A 20,750-nucleotide genomic window follows, 5' to 3' on the forward strand; every position below is an offset into this window, starting at 1 on the left:
GCCGCATCATGCGGCCCTCTTCGTGTGTTGCCTCGTGCGATTTATTGCGTGAGTGCGTTGATCAGCGCCGCGCCTTGCGGGCTGCCCCAGCCGGTGACGAGATCGAAGCCGGCCACGGCCTTGAAGCCGCTGCCGCTGCCTTCCTGCGGCGGATTGCTGCCGCTGGTGATGTCGTGGAACTGGCTGGTGTGACCCGCGCCGAGACCGAGGTTGTAGATCTGCGTGTTGACGAAACCGACCGGGCTTTTGCCATTGCTGGCCGCTTGCTGATTGGCCAGTGCGAGCAGGCCAGCCCAGCGCGGTGCGGCAAAGCTGGTGCCGCCGTAGCCGGTTTCGAACTTGCCGTTGCTCACGGTCGGGTTGTCGAAGTTCGCTTCGGCCGACACATCCGGATCGTTGCGCAGTGTGGTCGACCCCTTGTTGGTGCTGGTGATCACGCCGGACAGTTTCTGGTACGCGGGGATATTGTCCTTCGACGCCTTGTAGTAACCGCCGCTGCTGCCGGACCAGCCGGTCTCCGACGTCCACGAACCGTTCGGCCCGCTGGTGGTGAGGTCGGTACCGCCGACGTCGAGGATGTTGGGATCGAGCGACGGCGCATCCCATGTCGATGCGTTATACGCGCCGTAGTCGCCGGTGGCGTTGAGGAAGGTTTGTCCCTGCGCGGCGAACTGCTTGTAGATGGCGTCGTCCGATGCGCCGAAATCACCGCCGCCCCACGAACTGCTGATCACCTTGGCGGTGTTGTCCGAGGCCATGCGGTTGAGGATGTCGGTGGCGCTGTCGCCTTCGTAGAACACCACTTTCGACAGGCCCGGCGCCATGCCGATCACATTGACGATGTCGAGCACCTGCTCGCCGTCGTCGCAGGTGCTGGTGCCGCTGCCATCGCCGGCATCGCACACGCCGCTGTAGCCGTTGACCAGCACGTTGGTGATCGACACCGTCGAGTGCATGCCGGTCTTCGTGTAGTACAGCGTCACGTCGGCGGACTTGTAGCCGTCGTAGGAGAAGATGCCCACGGTCTGACCGGCGCCGGTGAGCGCGCCGGAACCGTAGTACGCGGCACGCATGTCGCTGGGCAGGTATTCGCCCGACGGACCCGAGCCGTGCGTGCGCGCGATGGCGTTCATGTGTTGCACGTTGTCGCCGTGCAGCAGGTGGTTGTGCGGCGGGTTGACGTTGGTCAGCCCCTTGATGTCGAGCAGCGGCACGGGGAGATCGAGCGTGGGTTCGCGATCCGGCGCGAAGAAATTCCGGTTCTGCGTCGGGTGGCGATAGTTGCCGATCTGCACGTGCATGGCGCGGTTGATGGTGGCGACGGAGCCCTGCACATCCACCACGTGGCGATTGGGCACGGTCTGCGTCACGGTGAGGCCGTTCGATTTTGCCCATGCGACCACGGCGTCGTAATCCTGCTGGGTCGCGCCGAAGCGGCTGGTGAATTCTTCCGGCGACAGGTAGTGGCGATAGTTCGGACTCTGCGGATTCTGGATCTGCGCCAGCAACGCATCGAGCCCGGCTTCGTCGCGCAACGGCAGCACCAGCGCGAGTTTCAGTGTCTGCGCTTGCGCCATGCTGCCCACCGGCGCGGCTTGGCCGGTGGCGACTTCGGTCGGCACGGCGGCACTCATGACATGGTTCTGGCCGGCGGCGACGGTAGCTGCCTGCGCCGTGGCGCCGAACGCCAAGGCGCTGGCGATCATCAAGCAGGGCAGGGTTTTCTTCAGACCGGAAAGGCCACGAATGCGGGTGTTGATCGGCAATGAATTCACTATCCATCTCTCCTTGTTATTGGATTCAATCGACGCCGAATCGGCGTCGCGTTGGTCGTGCACTGCCCCCTGTGCGTTGCTGCAGCCCGATCGAATGTAGTGCGCCGTTGCGGCGTTGGGCTTGGTTGCAATTACTTGCGCACGGTGTTGTGAACCGTCCCGGCAAAACCGAAACGCGGCTGCGTATTTCTCGCCACAACTTGCGCGTTAATTCATTGCAGGTTTAGTTGCGTGAAGACATCGAGCCGTTTGATGTGCGCGAGATGCTCGCGTGGCGCGTGAACTCAGCGCTCTGCTGATGCCTTAGCATTGTTTGCGGTCGTACCACTCGACTGAGGCGTCTTTTGCGCGTAGCCATCGTCCAGCGTGTGGAGGAAGGCGATGATGTCGCGGATGTCGAGATCGGTGAGCGCGGGCTTGTCGCCGGGCTTGAGGTTGAGCGGAAAGTCCTTGACGTCGACGTTGCCTTGCAGCGGTTTCGGAATGTCGTCGTAGAGCGCGAGTTTTCCGTCGGCATCGCGAGGATAGATTTCATCCGGCTGCACGCTGCGCAGATTGTAGAAATCCAGCACCTGCTTCAGCGTGGTGTACACGCCGTTGTGAAAGAACACCGAACGACGGTCGACGTTGCGCAGCGTCGGGGTGAGAAACATCCCGCAGTACTGCGTCTGCTGCGCGAGGTCCTTGCGGATCGGGCCGCACAGGCCGAGATCGTGGAACGCGGGATTCTTGTTGGCCGGCAGGTGCGGATTGCGCGGCACGCCAAGCGCTTCGTACTGCGTGTCGGTGAACAGCGGCGGCAAACCATCGCGGCTGGGCTGGCTCAGATGGCACGCGGCGCAGTTGCCTTTTTGCGGATCGTTGAACAGCTGCATGCCCCGCGCTTCGGTCGCGCTGAGTTTCGCGTTGCCCTGCAGCCACGCGTCGTACTTGCTGCTGAAGGCGTGGAACGACGGATCTTCGATCTGGTATCGCACCAGTGCGAACATCGCTTCGGACACGAGCCGGTCGGTATCGTTGAAGATGGTCGGGCCGAACAGCTGGAGGAAGGTCGATCGGTAGTCGGCGCGGTCGAGCGCGTGGGCGATGGTCGCCACGCTGTCGTTGGCCATTTCCATCGGATCGAGCGCAGGCAGAAATGCCTGCCGCTGCAGCGAGTCGGCGCGACCGTCCCAGAACAAACCTCCTTGCGGAACCATGGCGGTGGCCTGCGTGGTGCCGGCGGTTTTCTGCGCGCGCGGATCGCCGCTGGTGGAAGCGGCAACAGCATTGAGATTCACCGGCACATCGTCCGGCCCGGTGTCGGGACCGATGCTGAAAGGTTGTTGCCGATAGAGATACGTCAGCGACGGCGGCGGCCGATTGCCGAAGTTTTTCAGATCGCGTCCCCCCGGTTGCACGACGAGATCGTTGGGCGGGTTGTATGCGCGATTCGGGCTGTGGCACGACGCACAGGATTGCTTGTGCGACGCTGAAAGCGATGTATCGAAAAATAATTGCCTGCCCAGTTGGGCCACTGCGCTCAGCGGCTGCGTCGATGGAACATTCAACGACACGGAATGCGGATTGCTGCCGTCCGGCGCAGCGGTTGCGATGGCTGTTTGCGCCACGGCATTGCGGTTCGCCGTGAAACCCATCACGCACAACACAGTGAAGACGGGAGCGAACTTCAGCCGGTGAATCCAGCTGCGCGATGCGGTGTGTCGAGTCGAGCAAACGGCAAAGGGCAAGAGTAGAAATCCGGTTGTGAAACGATGGACGCACTCACGAAAAAATCCCTGCTGCGATCCGAAGGCCGCAGCAGGGATGTCGGTGTTGCGATTACAAGGCTTTGTTCGAATGCACGGCGACCTGCGTGTCCTGCGCCAGGCGCGGATCGATCGGACGCTCGACACGCGTGCCGAGGTTGGGGTCCAGGTAGATCGGACGCACCATGGTGAACTGGTCACGGTTGAAGTCGAACATGCTCATGATGCTCCCGGCATTCGCATCGTTCGAACCCTGGCCGATGCGCTGGCCACCGAGCCAGTTGTCCTCGATGAAACGCACCACGGAGGACTGCGAGACGCGGGTATCGTCGACATAGTTGGAACGCGCGTAAGGCGAGATCAACAGGAACGGCACGCGTGTGCCGGGGCCGCAGCGGCCGTTGACGACACCCCCGTTCACGCCGATGCCCGGTTGCGCATTCGGGCCGGTGCACTGGCCGTGCCCGTTGAGCTGATCGGCGCCGGTAACCGAACCTTCCGCGGTGGTCGCATCGAACGACGAGGTGGTCGGCGATGCATAGCGATGGTCGTACCAGCCATCGGAATCGTCGTAAGTGATGATGATAGCGGTGCTCTTCCAATCCGGCTGCTGCTCGATGAAATTGACCACCTTGACCACGAACGCCTGCTCGTCGAGCGGATCGGAATTGCCCGGATGCGCATCGCCCACCGACGGCGCCTTGATGTAGCTGACTGAGGGGAAATTGCCCGAGTTCACCGCCGCGTAGAAATCGTTCACGTCGTACGCGTGGTGCACCGGCGTCGCGCTGGCGTCTTTCGGATCGACGTAGCCGATCTGCTCAACCGAGGTTGGACGTGCGTGCGTCGGATTCGATGTGGTTGCGTAGTACTGGAACCAGGCGTGATGCGGAACATAGTCACCCTTGGTCGAGTTGAGCACGCTGGAGAACGTGCTGCGCGTGCAGCCGGTGCTGCCGTTGGCGTTGACGGCGGTGAGATCGAAGCCGCCCATGAAGCCACCCCAGGTCAGGTTGCGAGCGTTCAACAGGTCGCCGATGTTTTTCGATGTCATGCGCACCGTGCTGCTCGCCGAAGAGCAGGCGTCGTAGGCCGGATCGGTGTCGCCGATCAGTGTGAGGCCGCCCTGACCATCCGGCACGGACGAGGTGGAACCCACCACCGCCTGCGCACCGTTGGTGGTGCCGGAAACCACTTCCAGCGCGCCTTGTGTCGATGGGCCATAGGTATCCGTATAGGCGTTGTCGTTCAGCGCGAAATGCTGGGCGTAGTTCCACATCGCGGTGACGGTGTTGCCGTCGTAATACGCCATCACCAGGCCGTGCGTGCCGAACGTACCCGCGTTGCTCACCGTGTTGTTGCCGGTGTAGAGCGGGAACAGATCCGATGCGCCGTTATCGTAGGCCTGCTCCTCCGGCGTGTACGAATGATTCTGGCCTTCGGTATTGGCCTGCGTGCGATCAAGGCGGAATGGATTGACTGCATTGACGCCGTTGGCCGCATTGAGTGCGTTCGGATTCTGGGTCAGCAATTCCGGCGTCAGGCCCTGCACGGCGGGCGTAGCCGGATCGGCGTTGAACACCGGTTCGCCGACGGGATTCGACGCCACCGGATAGGTGCCGAAGTAATGATCGAACGAGCGGTTCTCGCCGAAGATCACCACCACGTGCTTGATCGGCGTGGCAGTGGCGACGGCGTCCTGCGGCGTAATGCGTGACGGGCCTATGGGCGCCGCAACCGGACCAGAAGGCTTGGTCGGAGCCGGAATGACCGACTTGCCCAAGGGCGATGGCACCTGCGCGGAAACGGCGAGCGCCAGGCTCATCGAGGCGATCGACGCGCACAACAGCGTCTTGCGGAATACATGACGGCGAAACATAGGGAACTCCTGTTGAGAGATGCAACGGGACGGGCTGACCGGAAAGAGTGGGCCGCGGCGGCATCCATGCACGCCATGTATTGCGCGAGTCCTCGCAGGACCACGCGCGGCGCTGAAGGGATTTCAACATCCGTAGATGAACATTCCGAGACAGTCTCGCGTCTGATGGGCCGTCCATTCGCAACGGTGGCCTGAAGTGTCGACGCCGGTGTGATGACTGCAAGAAGCTGCGGAAAATCGAACGATCGATGTGACGGCGCAAGCAGCAATTGGCGGGACTGCCGAGGTCGCGATCAGGGTTTACCATGCGTGATTCGCAAGAACGTGTTCTCAGGAGATCGACATGTCAGAGCTGGCAAATATTTTTCGTCGCATGCATTCGGGTTCCGAACTGCTGCGCTTGCCCAACGCATGGGATGCGGGCAGCGCGCGATTGTTCGAAGGCCTCGGCGCGCCTGCCATCGCCACCACCAGCGCAGGCGTGGCGTGGGCGTCGGGTTATGCCGATGGCGGAAAAATGCCCGTCGATGTGGCGATCGCTGCGGCCGTCAACATGGCGCGCGTGCTCCGCGTGCCATTGTCGGTCGACATGGAAAACGGCTATGCCGACGATCCGAAAGCAGTGGGCGAGATCATCCGGCGATTGCTCGACGCGGGCATCGCAGGCATCAACATCGAGGATGGGCAGGTAGCGCCGGCAAAGCTCGCCGCAAAGATCGAGGCGATCAAGAGCGTCGCGGCAGCGGCGGGCTCGGACATCTTCGTCAATGCACGCACGGATGTTTTTCTCTTGGGTCTCGTCGATGCGTCGAAGCGTGTCGATGAAACGCTTGCGCGCGGCGCGATCTATCGCGATGCCGGCGCAGACGGCCTGTTCGTACCGGGTATCTGCGACGCGACACAGATCGCTGCCGTGGTGAAAAGCGTCGGCCTGCCGCTCAACGTGATGGCCTGGCCGGGGCTCGCAGCGTCGGATGCGCTGGGAAAGCTCGGCGTGCGTCGGCTCAGTGCGGGCTCGGGCATTTCGCAGATGCTCTGGGGTCAGGCGGAAAAGCTGGCGAAGGATTTTCTCGACCACGGCCGCTCCGAACCCATGGCCGAGGGCGCGATGCCGTACGCGCAGTTGCAGGCGTTGTTCGCGGAAAAGTAGGACGTCGCATAACGATGAAGGTTTCCTCTCCTGCTCGCAGGGAAGGGCATGCTGCGGCTTCGAAGCGCGATCCATGCGTGCTAGTGTCTGGCAAGCGGGGGGAGGCCAACGATCATGCAGGCGAACGACATCAACATCGTGGTGCACGTCGGCATGGGCGCGTGCGGATTGATCGTCGGGCTGGTGCCGCTGCTGTCGTTCAAGGGCGGCAAGCTGCATCGACGCAGTGGCCGCATCTTCACCGTGTTTGCCGGCGTCGTTTTGCTTACGGCCCTGCTCGCCGATGTATCGCTCAGGCAGCCGATTGCCTTGCTTGCCGCATCGCTCTCCGCGACCTATCAATATTGGGGCAGCTTGCGCGCGCTGTATCTGCGCAACCGCGGCCCGGGCCTGCTCGATGCCACGATGGCATGCGTCGCACTCGCGGCCTGCGCCGCGTTGTTGCATGCGATGGATAGCGGCACCGCCTCCTGGTCGCCGATGATCGGTTACTCCACCGCAGGATTCGTCAGTGCCATCGCCGTCTATGATCTCAGCCGTTCGTTCTGGTCACGCGTCTGGCTGCGCTACGCGCGTCCGCTCGATCACGGCCTGAAGATGACCGGCTGCTACTTCGCGATGCTGTCCGCCGGCGCCGGCAATCTGCTGAAACATTTTCAGCCATGGAGCCAGATCCTGCCGTCGTCGATCGGCATGTGCGTGATGGTGTTGCTGACGATTGCGTATGTGCGTCGTCGTTCCATCTCGCCAGTCATGGATGCCGGCACGATTTGAGCAATTCAAGTTATCGCGGCAAGTTCACCAGGTCTGCATCGATGCGCAGTTGGGCGTCTTTCGGTACAAGCACGAGTTCCTCCTGCCCCACGAGGGCGTAGCCGAAACGGCCACGCCAGCTCAGGTCAAGCGAAAACACGCTTACAAGCATCGCATCGCATACATGTTGATGATCATTGCGACGTTAATCGCAGGGTTACTTCATGTGTTGTCGATCAATGGCCGCGTGCAAAAGGCGCAGACGGCGCGCTTGCCGGGCGCGCGGCGTTCTGGAACGAAGGCGTGGGCGCGTTCGAGTATGCGCGTTGGTTGACGGGCCGATAAATGCCGTGATCGTGGTTGTAGAACAGGCGCTGCCCACGGCCGAAGTCGTCGCGATTCGCCAGTGCAAGGCGGTGACCGTTGATGTTTACCCAATACCATGAGCCGTTGGGAACCGGCGAAGTGGACACGTATCCGAACCTGGCGACATAGTCGCCCTCCGAGCGCGGCGTGACCTGCAGCGCAAGGTTGATCACGAACTGGCTGCTCACTGCACGACCTTTGTACGTGGCCGGCTTGGCGATCATTTCGTCCAGGTTCTTCCGCATCAGTCGGTTGATCACCGGAGACAGTTCAACGGCAGGAGAGGCGTCTGTGACCTGGCCCTTGGCATTCACCTGCACGAGTACGGGAAGATACCGGGGCTTGAACTCGGTGAGCGAGCCGGACGATGCCATCGCGACATTCGCACCGGTCACAAGCAAAGCGGCAACAGCCATCATGGGAAATCGTTTCATGGGAACCTCCGTGGATCATGGATCGACGTCGGGGCGGCAAACCTCGGACGCAAGCGGTGCCTGCGCCGGCTCACTGTTCTCCCAAAGCGCGTCCCCGTCAATTAAAACTCTTTTCATGCAGGGCGGCCGCTTCTTCACCTGACCGTGACCTTGCGGAGTCGTCGCTATGAACGTCAGTCGCGAGCTTTTATCACCGTGCTCCACGCGATCAGCATGAGCAGCGCCGCTTGCAGTGGCAATCGCACGATCAGGAGCCACACCGGAATGTCGAACAGATTCGGGTGCTGGAGCATGTAGATGTTGGCCGGCGTTACCGCCACGGTCAGCGCCAACAGGCCGATGCCGGCAGCGCGACGTGTTGCGTGCCATACAACGCCGATTGCGCCGAGCAGTTCGAACACGCCGCTGACCAGCACCGTCGCGTGCGGCCACGAAATCGACGGCGGCACGATGCGCATCTCCGTCCGCGTTGCTGCGAAATGCGCGATGCCGCCGATCAGGAACCAGGCGAATACAAAACAGACGCCGGCCCTGCGGCCTGGCGTCATGTCATTCCAGCCCGTGAGCCGCAGGACAGGTGAGAGTTTGGCGTTCGACATGAGCTGTGCCGCGATGAAGACGCGTTCAGGCTAACTGCGACGATGTGATGGTTCATCGACGCACGATGTGATCTTCAAGCGGAGCGTGCCTTCTCGATATGGACGCTCATCACCGCATCGCTTAAGTTGCGGACTTCGCTCACACGTCGACACGACAACTAAGGAGAACAAACGCATGTTCAAGGCATCATGGATCGCTGCCGGTTTACTGCTGGCCATCGCGTCGGCATCGGCACGGCAGGCAGATACCGTGGCTGCACAAGCCACCGTTGTGCACGATAAGTCAGCGAAGCAGTTGCTGCTGGGAAATCATCGCCTGACGCTGCAATGGATCAGCTGGACGAAATTCGGTCAGGTCGAAATCACTGACTCGAACGGAAGCCTGCACATGAAAGGCGATCAGAAGAGCGACGTGAATTCCGATTACCTGCACATCGACGGCGTCATCACGCAAGTCGATGCCGGATCATTTGCCTTCCGCGGCACTATCGTCATGCAGGTCGGCGACACCAATGGCGGCAAACCATGCGCGCGCCAAGGCGATATGACGTTCCGCAAGACCGGTGCCCGCAAATACTGGCGCCTCAAGGAAATGCAGAATCCCTGCGTCCCCGCGGGCGACATGACCACCGATTATGTGGACGTCTATCTGCGCTGAACTGAGCGTGGCGGGGATGATGCGGCCCTTTGCGTGGAAGGTCGCCGTTGCCATCGTTGTCGAAGTTGTTGCGCATGGCCACCGTGTTGAGCGGTGGCCTCGCGATTTGAGTCACACCGCCGGCATCGGTCCTTGACCGGACGCCGGCCCGCTACATGCATAACTACTGCTGCTGCATTTCCTGTTGTTGCTGCTCCTGCTGTTGTTGTTGCTGTTCCTGTTCGCGCTGCATTTCTTCCTGCTGCTGTTCCTGTTGCTGCTGGTAAGCCTCGCGTTCTTGCTCGGCCTGCTGCTCTTGCTGCTGCTGGCGTTGCTCGTCTTCTTCCTGCCGCTGCCGGTTCTGTTGTTCCCACTGCTGTTGTTGCGTTTGCTGCTGCATCTGCATCTGCATCTGCATCTGTTGCTGATTCTGATCATCAGCCTGCTGCTGTTGCAGGTTCTGGTTACTCGCTTGCTGCTGGGCGGCGGCATTGGCCGTGGCCACTTGGTAAGGATTATTTGATGCCGCCGGCTGCGACATGCGGTTCAGTTGCGTCAGATTGGCGATCGCATTGGCGTGGCCCTGGGCTGCGGCTTTCTGAAACCAGCCGCCGGCAGCAGCGAAGTCTTTCGGCATGCCCTGTCCGTTCGCATACAGAAGACCGAGATTGTTCTGTGCATCGGCATTGCCCTGTTCGGCAGCCTTGCGGTAATAGGCTGCCGCCTGTGCATAATCCTTGTTCACGCCCTGGCCGTTCTGATACGAGATGCCGATGTTGTCCAGCGCGGGGATGTTTCCCTGGTCCGCGGCCTTTCGGTACCACGTCATCGCAACGGCGTAGTCGCGCGGGACGGCCGTGCCGTTCATGTAGGCATTGCCCATCTCGTTTTGTGCGTCGGGATTATTCTTTGCGGCGCTCTTGCTGTACCAGGCTAGGGCCGCCGCAGGATCCTTCGCGACACCGGTGCCATTGGAGTAGAGAGTCCCCAGCATGAACTCCGCCTGGGCGTCTCCCTGATCAGCCGCCTTGCGGTAGAAAGCAGCGGCCATGGCATCGTCATGCGCCACGCCTTGCCCATGATGGTAAAGAAAGCCCATGTTGTATTCGGCATCCGAAAAACCCTGATCGGCTGCCTTGCCATACCAGTTGGCGGCCATGGCATAGTCACGTGCTACGCCTTGCCCGTTGTAATAAAAAGAACCCAGCTGGAATTCTGCATTCACCTGGCCCTGATCGGCGGCCTTGCGACTCCAGCTCACGGCCATCGCCTGATCCTGCTTCACGCCCGATCCATTCGAGTAGGCGTTGGCCAGCGACACCTGTGCGCGGGCGTAGCCCTGATCGGCGGCCTTGCGATACCAGGACACGGCGATGGCGAAGTCCTTGGTCACGCTCCTGCCGTATTCGTAGGAGATGCCCATAGCATTTTGCGAGCGCGCATCGCCCTGATCGGCCGCCTTGCGAAACCAGGGAAGGGCACTGGCCCAGTCATTCTTGACCTTGTCGAAGTACAGCGCGAGGTCGCGTTGCGCATTGCGATCGCCGTGATCGGCGTCGACCTTGAGCTTCGCCAGCGATGTGGCATCCGGTGCGGCGTATGCCGCATCGATGCCGGATGAAGCGGGCGCCTGTTGCGCCACGCAGGCAAGCGATGTAACGAGCAATGCGACGCCGAGGATACGGGATGCAAGGGGAATCAAACGCATGACGAGCACGTCCTTATGTTCGGTAGGAGCGGGCAATCATCATGGAATCGATGGGGCAAGTCGACAGGGAATTCCTACAGTGCTTTCGATCAGTCGCAACGTGTCGTTCCCGGTGATCAGGAGACGTCAGCCTTCGCGCGCACGCTGCCAGCTTCGTGCGCCGATCATCGCCAGCACCACGAATCCCGCATACAGCACCGACGTGATCAGCAGCGATTTGTAGACGTACTCGCCGACGTAGATCACGTCGACCACGATCCACAACCACCACGCGGCGATGTGGCGACGACCTTGCCACCATTGCGCCACGAGGCTGAAGGCAGTGAGTGCGGCATCAAGCCAGGGCAGTGCGGCGTCGGTCCAGCGATGCATGGCGGCGCCCAGCGCGATGGCGCCGATCGCGCCGATCGACAAATGCAGAGCCGCCTGCTTCGGCGGCAATGCAGCAACGCGCACGCGTCCGTCGTCACCGAGATGACGCAGCCAGCGATGCCAGCCGTAGACGATCAGCGCGGCGAAGGCGAGTTGCAGCAGCGCATCGGAATAAAGCTTCGCGTCGATGAAGATCCACGCATACGCGATCACCGACGCCAGCCCGACCGGCCAACACCACGGCCGCCGTCGCGCGGTGAGCCACACGCCCCACGCGCTGATCAGCGCGGCGAAAAGTTCAAACCACGACATTTCAGAAGTCATAGGTGAGCGACAACCGCGCCAGTCGCGGCGCACCGGGGAAGAGATATGCGTCGCCGCCGGATGTGCCGGTATCGCGCCAGTAGAAATGATTGAACACGTTGTCGACGTTGAGTCGCCATGTCAGTGCGTGGTCGCGCCACGCGGTGACATAGCGCAGCCCCGCATCGAACACGTGATACGACGGCACGCTTAGCTGACCGTTCGGCGTGGCGACATTGCTGCTTGCATAACGCCAGCCGCCGAGCAGGCTGAGGCCGGCAGCGAACGGCAGGCGATAGTCCGCATACAACGCGGTGCGCAGGCGCGGCACGTTGATCACCTGATGACCTTCGTACGACGGCGTGCCGGTGTCCTGCGCACGTGCCTGGATCAGGTTGAGGCTGGCAGTGAGGCGCAGGTTATCGGTGACGCGCCCGGCAGCGTTGAGCTCCATGCCGGTGTGCGTTTCGTCGCCGCGCTGCACATAGGTAAAACCTTCGGCTGAACTGTCGGGCTGTGCGAACTGATACGGCTGGCGCAACCGATAAAGGGCGGCCTGCAGATCGAGCGCATCGCTCCATGTGAATTTCAGCCCGGCTTCGACTTGATGCGACAGCAGCGGCGCGAGCGTGATGCCGCCGTTGGACGTCCAGTACGGCGCCTCGTTGCCGAGCGCAAGGCTTTTGCTGTAACTGACATAGGCAGTCAGCGGCGCGACGGGTTGCCACATCACGGCGGCTTGCGGCAGCAGTTTGCTCATGCGCGTATCGCGCTGAAGCACGCCGGTGTCGTCGTAGGCGCGCTCGTGCAGGCGCACGAAACGTCCGCCGGCCAGTACTTGCCATTGCAATCCAAGATGGATGCGATCGAGCGCGAATACCGCGCGCTGCCAGCTCGACAACGTTCGCGCCGATGGCCCCGGTTGATTGGGCGACGGTGCGAAGTACGGTGGATCGACCTCGTCGATGTTCGCGGTGCCGACGTAATCGTAGACATACGGCCGCTGGTCGAGCGTGCGACGGAACACGCTCGCGCCCATCTCGATTTCATGCGTCAGTGCGCCGGTGTCGAACGAGCCCTTCAGCACGGCGCGCACTTCGTCGTTCTGGCGCGTGTCGTCGGGGCTGCGAAAATCGTAGACGTCGTAGTCGCCGTTCGGCGCGAAGAAATATCCCGGCGTGGTGCCGCTGGCGCACGTGGGGGCATAGAAACAGCCGTAGGCGAAAGCGACGTTGTCATCGATCACCACGTGGCTGTGGCCGCCTGAAACCTGCACGCTCCAGTCGTCGTTGAAGCGGTAGTCGTAGCGCACGGTCGTGTTGCTGGCGTCGATGCCGACGGGCTGCTGCCACGGTTCGAAGCCGAGCATGCGCGTGCGACTGGGATCGGACGGAATCGTCGTGCCGCCGAGCAACTGGTAACCGGATACCGAGCGCTGGCCGCTGGTCTGGTAGTCGGTGTCGAGTTGCAGCGTGGCGTTGGCGCTGATCTTCCAGTCCGCCGCGAACGAGATGAAAGCGCGGCGGCCATCGGCGTGTTGCACATAGGAGTTCATGTCCTCGTGCGCAACGTTGGCGCGCACGCCGAAGTCCTGGCTGAGCCAGCCGCCGATATCCGCCGCGATGTAGCGCGAGCCGTGCGAATCGGTGCCGACCGTCACGCTGTGCACGTCGGCCGGCCGCTTGCTGACGTAGTTGATCACGCCGCCGGGCGCGACCACGCCGGCTTCCAGCCCGGCGAGTCCCTTGAGGATTTCGACACGCTGCTTGTCTTCCAGCGGCACCAGTTGCTCGCCTGCGATGCTCATCTCGTTCTGGCGGAAGCCGGTGGCGAGGTCGAGCGGAAAGCCGCGAATGGCGACGTCCTGGTAATAGCCGACGGGCGCGTAGTTGTCGCCAACGGCAGCATCGGAGCGCATGAGCTCGCTCAGCGAACGCGGCTGGCGATCATCGATCTGATCGCGGGTGATCACCGTGATCGCGGCGGGTGTGTCGTGCAGCGGCGCGTTGCCGAAACTGCCGAAGGCGTCCACTTGCGAATTGGCGGCACGATAGCCGTTGGTGCCATTCGCCTTCACGTGAACCGGCGCCAACGTCGTGGTTTGCACGGGCGCGGCGGCGTCATCGGCTGCGTGTGCGATCGACACGATCGACAGCAGTGCCAGCGCGAGGGGAGTTCGGTAGAGGGCCATCGTTCGTCGTCTTCTGCAGGTGCGGACGAAGCGACGGCGACGCGACCGCCCGTGAAGGACGTGCCGTGTCAGCAAGCTCCCTACGCCGGTACTAACCGGGTCAGGTTCCAAGGGACTCTCTCAGCCCGGCAACGCCGGGCACCCCCGCTTCAAGAACGGCTATTGAAACACGGATCGTCAGGCGAGGTCGTGAAGATTTTCCAGAAAGGCTTCGCCTTGCGCCGTGCCAAACCATGCGGCGTGTCCGCGCAGGAAAATGTCATAGGCCACATCGGCGCTGGTGCGCGCGTGCGTGATGGCGTGGAAATATTCCACTTCCGACAATGCGAAATCGACGTGCACCAGCGGCAGCAGATCGGCGAGCAGATGTACGTCGTCGCGACTCAATGTGCGCTGCTGGCGATAGCCTTCGAGCAGCGTGCGTGCGATGTCGGTGTGTGCAGCGTCCGCGTTTTCCAGCGACAGCCATGCGATCGCGTTGCGCTCGATGGCGGTCGCGAGATCGAACATGGCGAACGTGGCGGCGGAAAGTCCGAAGTCGAGTACCGACGTGATGCGCGCATCGTCGCCGTGGTCGCTCCAGCACAGGTTGGAGACGTGCCAGTCGCCGTGCGTCCACAGCCTTGGCTGCTGTGCGAGTCGCGGCTGCAGCTTCGCGTGCCATGGCGCGAGTACCTCGCGAAGATCGGTGGCCCAGTCACGATCGCGCAGGTAATCCGCAAGGCCCGGTCGCTGTGGAAATTGCGCGCGCAAGGCGTCGACCGGATTGGGCGAAGCGATGAGTTCGCAACGCGCGACGAGCAGGTGCGTATCGCGTTGCGGCGCGTTGTAGCCGGACGCTGCGTCGTGCATCGCGGCGAGCATGCGGCCCGCGGTGAGTGCGTGCATGTGATTCGGCAGCGGCGACCATGAGATCGCCTCGCGATACACGTCGACGCCCGCCGCGTGCCGATGGATTTCATAGATCCAGTCGTCCATGGCCAGCGCTGTTTGGCCGTCCATATCCGAAAACACTTCGGGTACGGGAATGCCTGCGGCACGCTGGTGCGCCATGAAGCGATGTTCTTCAGTCAACGTGCGAACCGTACGCACACTGCAGTGATGTCGCTTGACGAATACCGTCGTTGTTTCGGTTTTCACCAGGCACGCCGCCGACAGCGGGCGCGGGCTGTGCCATTCGATGCCGATCGGTCGACCCAGTTGCGGATAACGGCGCAGCAGCGTGTCGACTTCGGATTCGGTAAGCGCAGGCCAGTCCGGCGCGATGGCATCACCGGCAAGCCCATGCACCTGGTGGATCGTTTCGTTCATGGTGCGTGCGGGGTTAGATGACGAGTGCCGAAGTATCCCCGAAGCGAAGGCGCTGCGCTTCCGGCGACACGCGGCATCGCGTCTAATGGACTTTCCCTCCACCGTCGCGGCTTATCGATGAGTGCCCTCCTGCTGTTGTTTGTCTGCCTGGCGCTGGGTGTTCTGGTGGCGCGTTTCGCGCGACCGCCGGCGGGCATCGTGCCGGCTATCAACTGGTGGGTGATCAACGTGGCGCTGCCGGCGCTGGTGCTGCAGCTGATTCCGCGCGTGGCGTTCGATGCGCGACTGTGGTTTCCGATCGCGGCGATGGTGCTGGTGTTTGGCGGCGCGTGGCTGCTGTTCGGCCTGCTCGGTCCGAGGCTCGGCTGGTCTCGGCAACGCATCGGTGCGTTGATCCTGGTGTGCGGTCTGGGCAATACCTCGTTCATGGGCTATCCGCTGATCCAGGCGATGCACGGCCAGGCTGGTCTCGCGCTGGCGGTGGTTGCCGATCAGCTCGGCGCATTTCCGATTCTTGCATCAGCCGGCATCGTGGTGGCGTCGATTTATTCGGGCCGCACGCCGCGTGCCGCAACAATCGCCAGGCGCATCGCGACGTTCCCCGCTTTCATCGCGCTGGTTGTCGGCATCGTCGTTGGTGTCGCAGGCGGTTGGCCGGTGTGGATGAACAATGTGTTCGCGCCGATCGGTGCAACGCTTACGCCGCTCGCATTGTTTTCCGTCGGCCTGCAGTTCAAGTTCCGGCTCGGCGAGCGCCAGCTCGGTGCGCTGATTCTCGGGCTTGGATGGAAACTGCTGCTCGCGCCGCTGCTGTGCCTGGCGCTTGGAATGACCGCAGGCATCGGAGGACTGGTGCTCACGGTCGGCGTGTTGCAGGCGGCGATGGCGCCGATGATTTCCGCGGCCATCCTCGCCGATGAATACGAGCTTGAGCCCGCGCTGGCGAATGCCGTGCTCGGCGCGGGCATCGTGTTGTCGTTGCTGACCGTGCCGCTGCTCGACGTCTGGCTGAGGTCATAGCGCAAAGTCGCTAGGGCGAATGGCCGCTTGCGTCGCTTCGCCACTGCATCGAGACTAGTTGCTACTTCATGGGCGGGGGGCCGTGTCATGGCGAATTTCGAACTCATACGGCGCATGTTCGCAGGTGGTCAGGCCGAGCGTCGCGCCGTGCCGCGCAGCGGCGTGCCGAAGAATGCGCTGGTGCTGATCGTGGACGATTCCTCGACCATCCGCGCCGTGCTCGGCAAGATGCTTACGCAGGACAGCCACATTGTACTCAAGGCGCCGGATGGCGAAACCGCGCTCGAGATCGCGCGCAGCGCCGGGCCCGATCTGATCTTTCTCGACATCGTGATGCCCGGCATGAATGGTTTTGCGGTGTTGCGGGCGTTGCGCCGCGATCCGCTGACGCAGCACATCCCGATCGTGATGATCAGCGGCAACCTGCAGGCGACCGAACAGTTCTACGTGCAGCGATTCGGAGCGGACGACTTCATGAAGAAGCCGTTCGGACGTGGCGAAGTGTTCGCGCGCATCCAGCATTTGACCGACAGCGGCCGGCTGGTGGTGCGCGAGCGCGAGCCGCAACAGGACAACGCGCCCGAACACAGTCAGGCCGAACACGACGCGATTCCGGATGTCGCCATGCCGGACACGCATCATCCGTTCACGCCGTCGTCCGAATCGCCTTGATCCGTGGGCGCGTGTGGACGTGCGCGTTTGTGGCGTGCGCTTCGACAAGCAGATAATCGCAGCGATGAACAAACCCTTTGAACCGCTCAGCGAAGTGCGCGTCGATGTGTGGCTTTGGTCCGCGCGGTTCTTCAAGACGCGCAGCCTGGCCAAGCACGCGATCGAGGGTGGCAAGATCGACCTCAACGATGACGGCTGCAAACCGGCCAAGGCGCTGCGTGTCGGCGACATGCTGAAGATCAGCCGCGGCGAGGAGAAGCTGGAGGTCGAAGTGCTCGCGCTCGCCGATCGCCGCGGCCCGGCCAACGTCGCGCAGACGCTGTATCGCGAAACCGAAACCAGCCGCGCGACGCGCGAAGCCGCGCGAGAGCAGCGTCGACTGATCGGCATGAACGGGCCGTTGAAGCGCCCGGACAAGCACGCGCGACGCGATTTGCGCCGCATGAAGGACGCGAGCTGAGCAGTGCATCCCAGATTCCGCGCGACTTGTGGCGGAAGATCGCCTCGGGGTGAGGCCTTTGTCCGGCAAGGGGATACAAATGGATGGACTGGTACGCAAGAGCGGCATGGACTTCTTCAAGCGACTGCTTGGAGGTCATGCCGATGGCCATGGTTCCGGTCCGATGCTGCAGGCCGCACTCGGCGCTCGCGTGCTGGTGGTCGACGACTCGCCGACGATCTGCGCGGTGCTCGGCAAGATGCTCGGGCAGGAAGGCTACGTGGTGATCAAGGCGACCGACGGCAAGACCGCGATCGAGCTGGTACGCAGCGAGGAGCCCGCGCTGATTTTTCTCGACGTGGTGATGCCCGGCATGAACGGTTTCACCGTGTTGCGCACGTTGCGCCACGATCCACTGGTGCGTGACGTCCCGATCATCATGATCAGCGGCAACCAGCAAGCTACCGAGCAGTTCTACCTGCAGCGCTACGGTGCCGACGATTTCATGAAGAAGCCATTCGGTGGTGACGATGTGTACCGGCGTATCAGCCAGCTGGTGGCGGCGGGTCGGTTGGCTGCGCGCAAGCCGTCGGACGTGATCGACGCGACGGTGATAGCGTCGTCCAGCGTGTCGCACGACGCGATTCCTGATATCGCGATGCCGGATGCCGCACACGCGCAGGAAGCCGCTTCGGCCAACGCGCAACGCAAGGTTCCCGTCGCGGCCTGAGGCGGCGCGACTCGGTGCGTCAGAGCAGTTTCTTCAGCCGATAGAGCGCGTCCAGCGCTTCGCGCGGCGACAGTGTGTCCGGGTCGATGTCGTCCAGTGCGCGCTCTGCAGCGGACTGCGCCGGCGGCGCGAACAACGCGAGCTGCGGCGAGTTTTCACCTTTGACGGGATGCTTCGACACGTGCTGATGCATGCCGCGTTCGAGCTCCGCCAGCGTGCGCTTCGCATCGGCGATCACCGATTTCGGCAAGCCGGCGAGCGCCGCCACCTGCAGACCGAAACTGCGATTGGCCGGGCCATCTTTCACTGCATGCATGAAGACTAGTTGTTCACCGCGCTTCTGGTCGTGGAGTTCCACCGCGTCGAGGTGCACGTTGGCGATGCCGGAAAAATCTCCGGCCAGTTCGGTCAGTTCGAAATAGTGCGTGGCGAACAGTGTGTACGCGCGACTGGTTGCGGCAAGGTGCACCGCTGCCGCACGCGCCAGCGACAGGCCGTCGTACGTGCTGGTGCCGCGACCGACTTCGTCCATCAGCACGAGGCTGTGGGCGGTGGCGTTGTGCAGGATGTTGGCGGTTTCACTCATCTCCACCATGAAGGTGGACTGGCCGCGCGACAGGTCGTCGCCGGCACCGATGCGCGTGAAGATGCGATCGATCGGCCCGATGATCGCACTGCTCGCGGGCACGTAGCTGCCGACATGCGCGAGCAGAACGATCAACGCGTTCTGGCGCATGTAAGTGGATTTGCCGCCCATGTTCGGGCCGGTGATCACCAGCATGCGGCGCGTGTCATCCAGGTGCAGGTCGTTCGGTTCGAAGGGTTCGTCGCGTACTTTTTCAACGACGGGATGTCGACCGCGCTCGATCGCGATGCCGGGTTCGTCGGTGAGTTGCGGGGCGCTCCAGTCGAGTGCTTCGGCGCGTTCCGCCAGCGTGCCGAGCACGTCAAGCTCGGCCATTGCGGCGGCGGCTATTTTCAGCGGTTCGAGTTGCGCGGTCAGCGTGTCCAGCAACGCTTCGTAAAGCGCACGCTCGCGCATCAATGAGCGTTCCTTCGCGGACAGCACCTTGTCCTCGAAATTCTTGAGTTCTTCGGTGATGTAACGCTCGGCGTTCTTGGTGGTCTGCCGTCGCGTGTAATGCGTGGGCGCCTTGTCCGATTGCGCCTTGGTGATCTCGATGTAGTAACCGTGCACGCGGTTGTAGCCGACTTTCAGCGTGGTGATGCCGCTGGCGGATTTCTCTCGTTCCTCCAGCTCCACCAAGTATTGATCAGCGTGCGTGGAAAGCCTGCGCAGTTCGTCGAGTTCTGCGTCGTAGCCATCGGCCAGCACGCCGCCGTCGCGTTGCAAGACCGGCGGCTGTTCGACGATGGCGCGCGCGAGCAGCGCGGCGGTATCGGCGTGGTCGCCGATGCGTTCTACCAGTTTGTGCAGCAGCGGGCTGTCCAGTGCGGCGATGCGTTTGCGCAACTCCGGCGCTGACGCGAGGCCGTCGCGAAGGGTAGACAGATCGCGCGGCCGCGCCGAGCGCAAGGCGACGCGCGCAAGGATGCGTTCGAGATCGCCGATGCCGCGCAGCAGTTCGCGCAGGCCTTCGTAGTGACGCGCGTCGATCAGCGTGCCGATCGCCTGATGCCGATGGCGCAGTTGCTCGCGCGAACGAAGCGGGCGACTGAGCCAGCGGCGCAGCAGGCGCGCTCCCATCGGCGTCACGGTTTCGTCGAGCACGCCAAGCAGTGTGTGCTCGGTGCGGCCGCTGGGATGCGTGTCGATTTCCAGGTTGCGGCGCGTGGCTGCGTCCAGCGCGATGGTTTCGCTGGCGCTTTCCACGGCCATGCCGGTGAGGTGCGGCAGTGCGCTTTTCTGGGTTTCCTCGACGTAGCCAAGCAGGCAACCGGCCGCGGCGATCGCCAGGTGCATGCCGTCCACGCCGAAACCGCCGAGGTCGCGCGTACCGAAGAAACGATTGAGTTCGCGCGTCGCCGCGTCGACATCGAAATGCCACGGTGCACGCTTGCGCAAGCCGGCCAGTGTGCTGACCAGCTTGGGCCATGCGACATTTTCGTCGATCAACGTTTCGGCAGGTTGCAACCGCGCGAGTTCTGCCGCGAGCGACTCGGCGTTGGGCACTTCGCTCAGCAGAAAACGGCCGCTGGACAGGTCGACCCACGCCAGCCCGTAGGCACCGTTTGATCCGGCGGAAATCGAGAGCAGCAGATTGTCGCGACGTTCCTCGAGCAATGCTGCGTCGGTCACCGTGCCGGGCGTGACGATGCGCACAACCTTGCGTTCCACGATGCCTTTTGCCAGTGCCGGGTCGCCAATCTGTTCGCAGATCGCTACCGACTCGCCGAGGCGCACCAATCGCGCGAGATAGTTTTCCGCTGCGTGATAGGGCACGCCGGCCATCGGAATCGGCGATCCGCCGGACTGGCCGCGCTGGGTCAGGGTGATGTCGAGCAGTCGCGCCGCCTTGCGCGCGTCGTCGAAGAACAGCTCGTAGAAATCGCCCATGCGAAAGAACAGCAAAACCTCCGGATGCTCCGCCTTCGCCGACAAGTACTGGCGCATGAACGGCGTGTGGTCGGACAGCTTGGTTACATGGGTCGAAATCGAATTTTTATCAGCAGCTTGCTGAATGTCCTGCGTCGCCATATGC

At 62.6% G+C, this 20,750-nt stretch carries 18 protein-coding genes and 1 riboswitch; of the genes, 7 read left to right on the plus strand and 11 right to left on the minus strand.

Annotation, left to right across the window (positions count from 1 at the left end; all coding sequences use genetic code 11):
* Positions 1-41 precede the first annotated feature (41 nt).
* From GSQ73_RS17435 to GSQ73_RS17445, 3 genes are all read right to left on the minus strand, one after another.
* Positions 42-1,775: a S53 family peptidase gene (locus tag GSQ73_RS17435; protein WP_158886250.1), complete on the minus strand. Its 1,734-nt coding sequence runs from the start codon at positions 1,773-1,775 to the stop codon at positions 42-44.
* 284 nt (positions 1,776-2,059) lie between these two features.
* The gene (locus tag GSQ73_RS17440; RefSeq protein ID WP_254063443.1) at positions 2,060-3,505 is read right to left on the minus strand and encodes a cytochrome c peroxidase; all 1,446 of its coding nucleotides are present in this window, start codon (positions 3,503-3,505) and stop codon (positions 2,060-2,062) included.
* 91 nt (positions 3,506-3,596) lie between these two features.
* The gene (locus GSQ73_RS17445) at positions 3,597-5,402 is read right to left on the minus strand and encodes an alkaline phosphatase family protein (protein ID WP_158886252.1); all 1,806 of its coding nucleotides are present in this window, start codon (positions 5,400-5,402) and stop codon (positions 3,597-3,599) included.
* A 343-nt stretch (positions 5,403-5,745) separates the two neighbouring features.
* On the opposite strand from GSQ73_RS17445, the gene GSQ73_RS17450 reads away from it, so the two are divergent.
* Positions 5,746-6,552: an isocitrate lyase/phosphoenolpyruvate mutase family protein gene (locus GSQ73_RS17450; RefSeq protein ID WP_158886254.1), complete on the plus strand. Its 807-nt coding sequence runs from the start codon at positions 5,746-5,748 to the stop codon at positions 6,550-6,552.
* A gap of 114 nt (positions 6,553-6,666) precedes the next feature.
* Positions 6,667-7,326, plus strand: coding sequence for a hypothetical protein (locus GSQ73_RS17455; protein ID WP_216844798.1), 660 nt, complete (start codon positions 6,667-6,669; stop codon positions 7,324-7,326).
* 10 nt (positions 7,327-7,336) lie between these two features.
* On the opposite strand, the gene GSQ73_RS18125 is transcribed toward GSQ73_RS17455, so the two are convergent.
* From GSQ73_RS18125 to GSQ73_RS17465, 3 genes are all read right to left on the minus strand, one after another.
* On the minus strand, positions 7,337-7,465 hold the full coding sequence (locus GSQ73_RS18125) for a hypothetical protein (protein WP_256371890.1): 129 nt from the start codon (positions 7,463-7,465) through the stop codon (positions 7,337-7,339).
* Between the two features lie 76 nt (positions 7,466-7,541).
* Positions 7,542-8,105: a hypothetical protein gene (locus tag GSQ73_RS17460; protein ID WP_158886256.1), complete on the minus strand. Its 564-nt coding sequence runs from the start codon at positions 8,103-8,105 to the stop codon at positions 7,542-7,544.
* A 173-nt stretch (positions 8,106-8,278) separates the two neighbouring features.
* Positions 8,279-8,704: a hypothetical protein gene (locus tag GSQ73_RS17465; RefSeq protein ID WP_216844799.1), complete on the minus strand. Its 426-nt coding sequence runs from the start codon at positions 8,702-8,704 to the stop codon at positions 8,279-8,281.
* Positions 8,705-8,879: 175 nt separating this feature from the next.
* Between GSQ73_RS17465 and GSQ73_RS17470 the strand changes: the two genes are divergently transcribed.
* Complete coding sequence (locus tag GSQ73_RS17470) at positions 8,880-9,362, plus strand: hypothetical protein (protein WP_158886258.1); 483 nt, start codon at positions 8,880-8,882, stop codon at positions 9,360-9,362.
* 163 nt (positions 9,363-9,525) lie between these two features.
* Here GSQ73_RS17470 and GSQ73_RS17475 read toward each other — a convergent pair whose 3' ends face one another.
* The 4 genes from GSQ73_RS17475 to GSQ73_RS17490 all read right to left on the minus strand — a co-directional run bounded on the left by GSQ73_RS17475 (position 9,526) and on the right by GSQ73_RS17490 (position 15,226).
* Positions 9,526-11,049, minus strand: a complete 1,524-nt coding sequence (locus tag GSQ73_RS17475) for an SEL1-like repeat protein (RefSeq protein WP_158886260.1) — start codon at positions 11,047-11,049, stop codon at positions 9,526-9,528.
* 126 nt (positions 11,050-11,175) lie between these two features.
* A complete protein-coding gene (gene pnuC / locus GSQ73_RS17480) occupies positions 11,176-11,733 on the minus strand; it encodes a nicotinamide riboside transporter PnuC (protein ID WP_158886262.1) in 558 nt (185 codons plus the stop codon).
* A 1-nt stretch (position 11,734) separates the two neighbouring features.
* A complete protein-coding gene (locus tag GSQ73_RS17485) occupies positions 11,735-13,915 on the minus strand; it encodes a TonB-dependent siderophore receptor (RefSeq protein ID WP_158886264.1) in 2,181 nt (726 codons plus the stop codon).
* 60 nt (positions 13,916-13,975) lie between these two features.
* Positions 13,976-14,071: riboswitch (TPP riboswitch) on the minus strand.
* Positions 14,072-14,092: 21 nt separating this feature from the next.
* A complete protein-coding gene (locus tag GSQ73_RS17490) occupies positions 14,093-15,226 on the minus strand; it encodes a phosphotransferase (RefSeq protein WP_158886266.1) in 1,134 nt (377 codons plus the stop codon).
* Between the two features lie 117 nt (positions 15,227-15,343).
* Here GSQ73_RS17490 and GSQ73_RS17495 point away from each other — a divergent pair, with 117 nt between their 5' ends.
* From GSQ73_RS17495 to GSQ73_RS17510, 4 genes are all read left to right on the plus strand, one after another.
* Positions 15,344-16,246: an AEC family transporter gene (locus GSQ73_RS17495; RefSeq protein WP_158886268.1), complete on the plus strand. Its 903-nt coding sequence runs from the start codon at positions 15,344-15,346 to the stop codon at positions 16,244-16,246.
* Between the two features lie 87 nt (positions 16,247-16,333).
* Entirely contained in the window at positions 16,334-16,918 is a 585-nt protein-coding gene (locus tag GSQ73_RS17500) for a response regulator (protein ID WP_158886270.1), read from the plus strand.
* A gap of 64 nt (positions 16,919-16,982) precedes the next feature.
* A complete protein-coding gene (locus GSQ73_RS17505; protein WP_158886272.1) occupies positions 16,983-17,378 on the plus strand; it encodes an RNA-binding S4 domain-containing protein in 396 nt (131 codons plus the stop codon).
* A gap of 79 nt (positions 17,379-17,457) precedes the next feature.
* The gene (locus tag GSQ73_RS17510) at positions 17,458-18,087 is read left to right on the plus strand and encodes a response regulator (RefSeq protein ID WP_158886274.1); all 630 of its coding nucleotides are present in this window, start codon (positions 17,458-17,460) and stop codon (positions 18,085-18,087) included.
* 19 nt (positions 18,088-18,106) lie between these two features.
* Here GSQ73_RS17510 and mutS read toward each other — a convergent pair whose 3' ends face one another.
* Entirely contained in the window at positions 18,107-20,662 is a 2,556-nt protein-coding gene (gene mutS, locus GSQ73_RS17515; RefSeq protein ID WP_158886276.1) for a DNA mismatch repair protein MutS, read from the minus strand.
* Positions 20,663-20,750: the final 88 nt, after the last annotated feature.

Origin of the sequence: Rhodanobacter sp. L36, assembly GCF_009765755.1 — a bacterium.
Lineage (GTDB): Bacteria > Pseudomonadota > Gammaproteobacteria > Xanthomonadales > Rhodanobacteraceae > Rhodanobacter.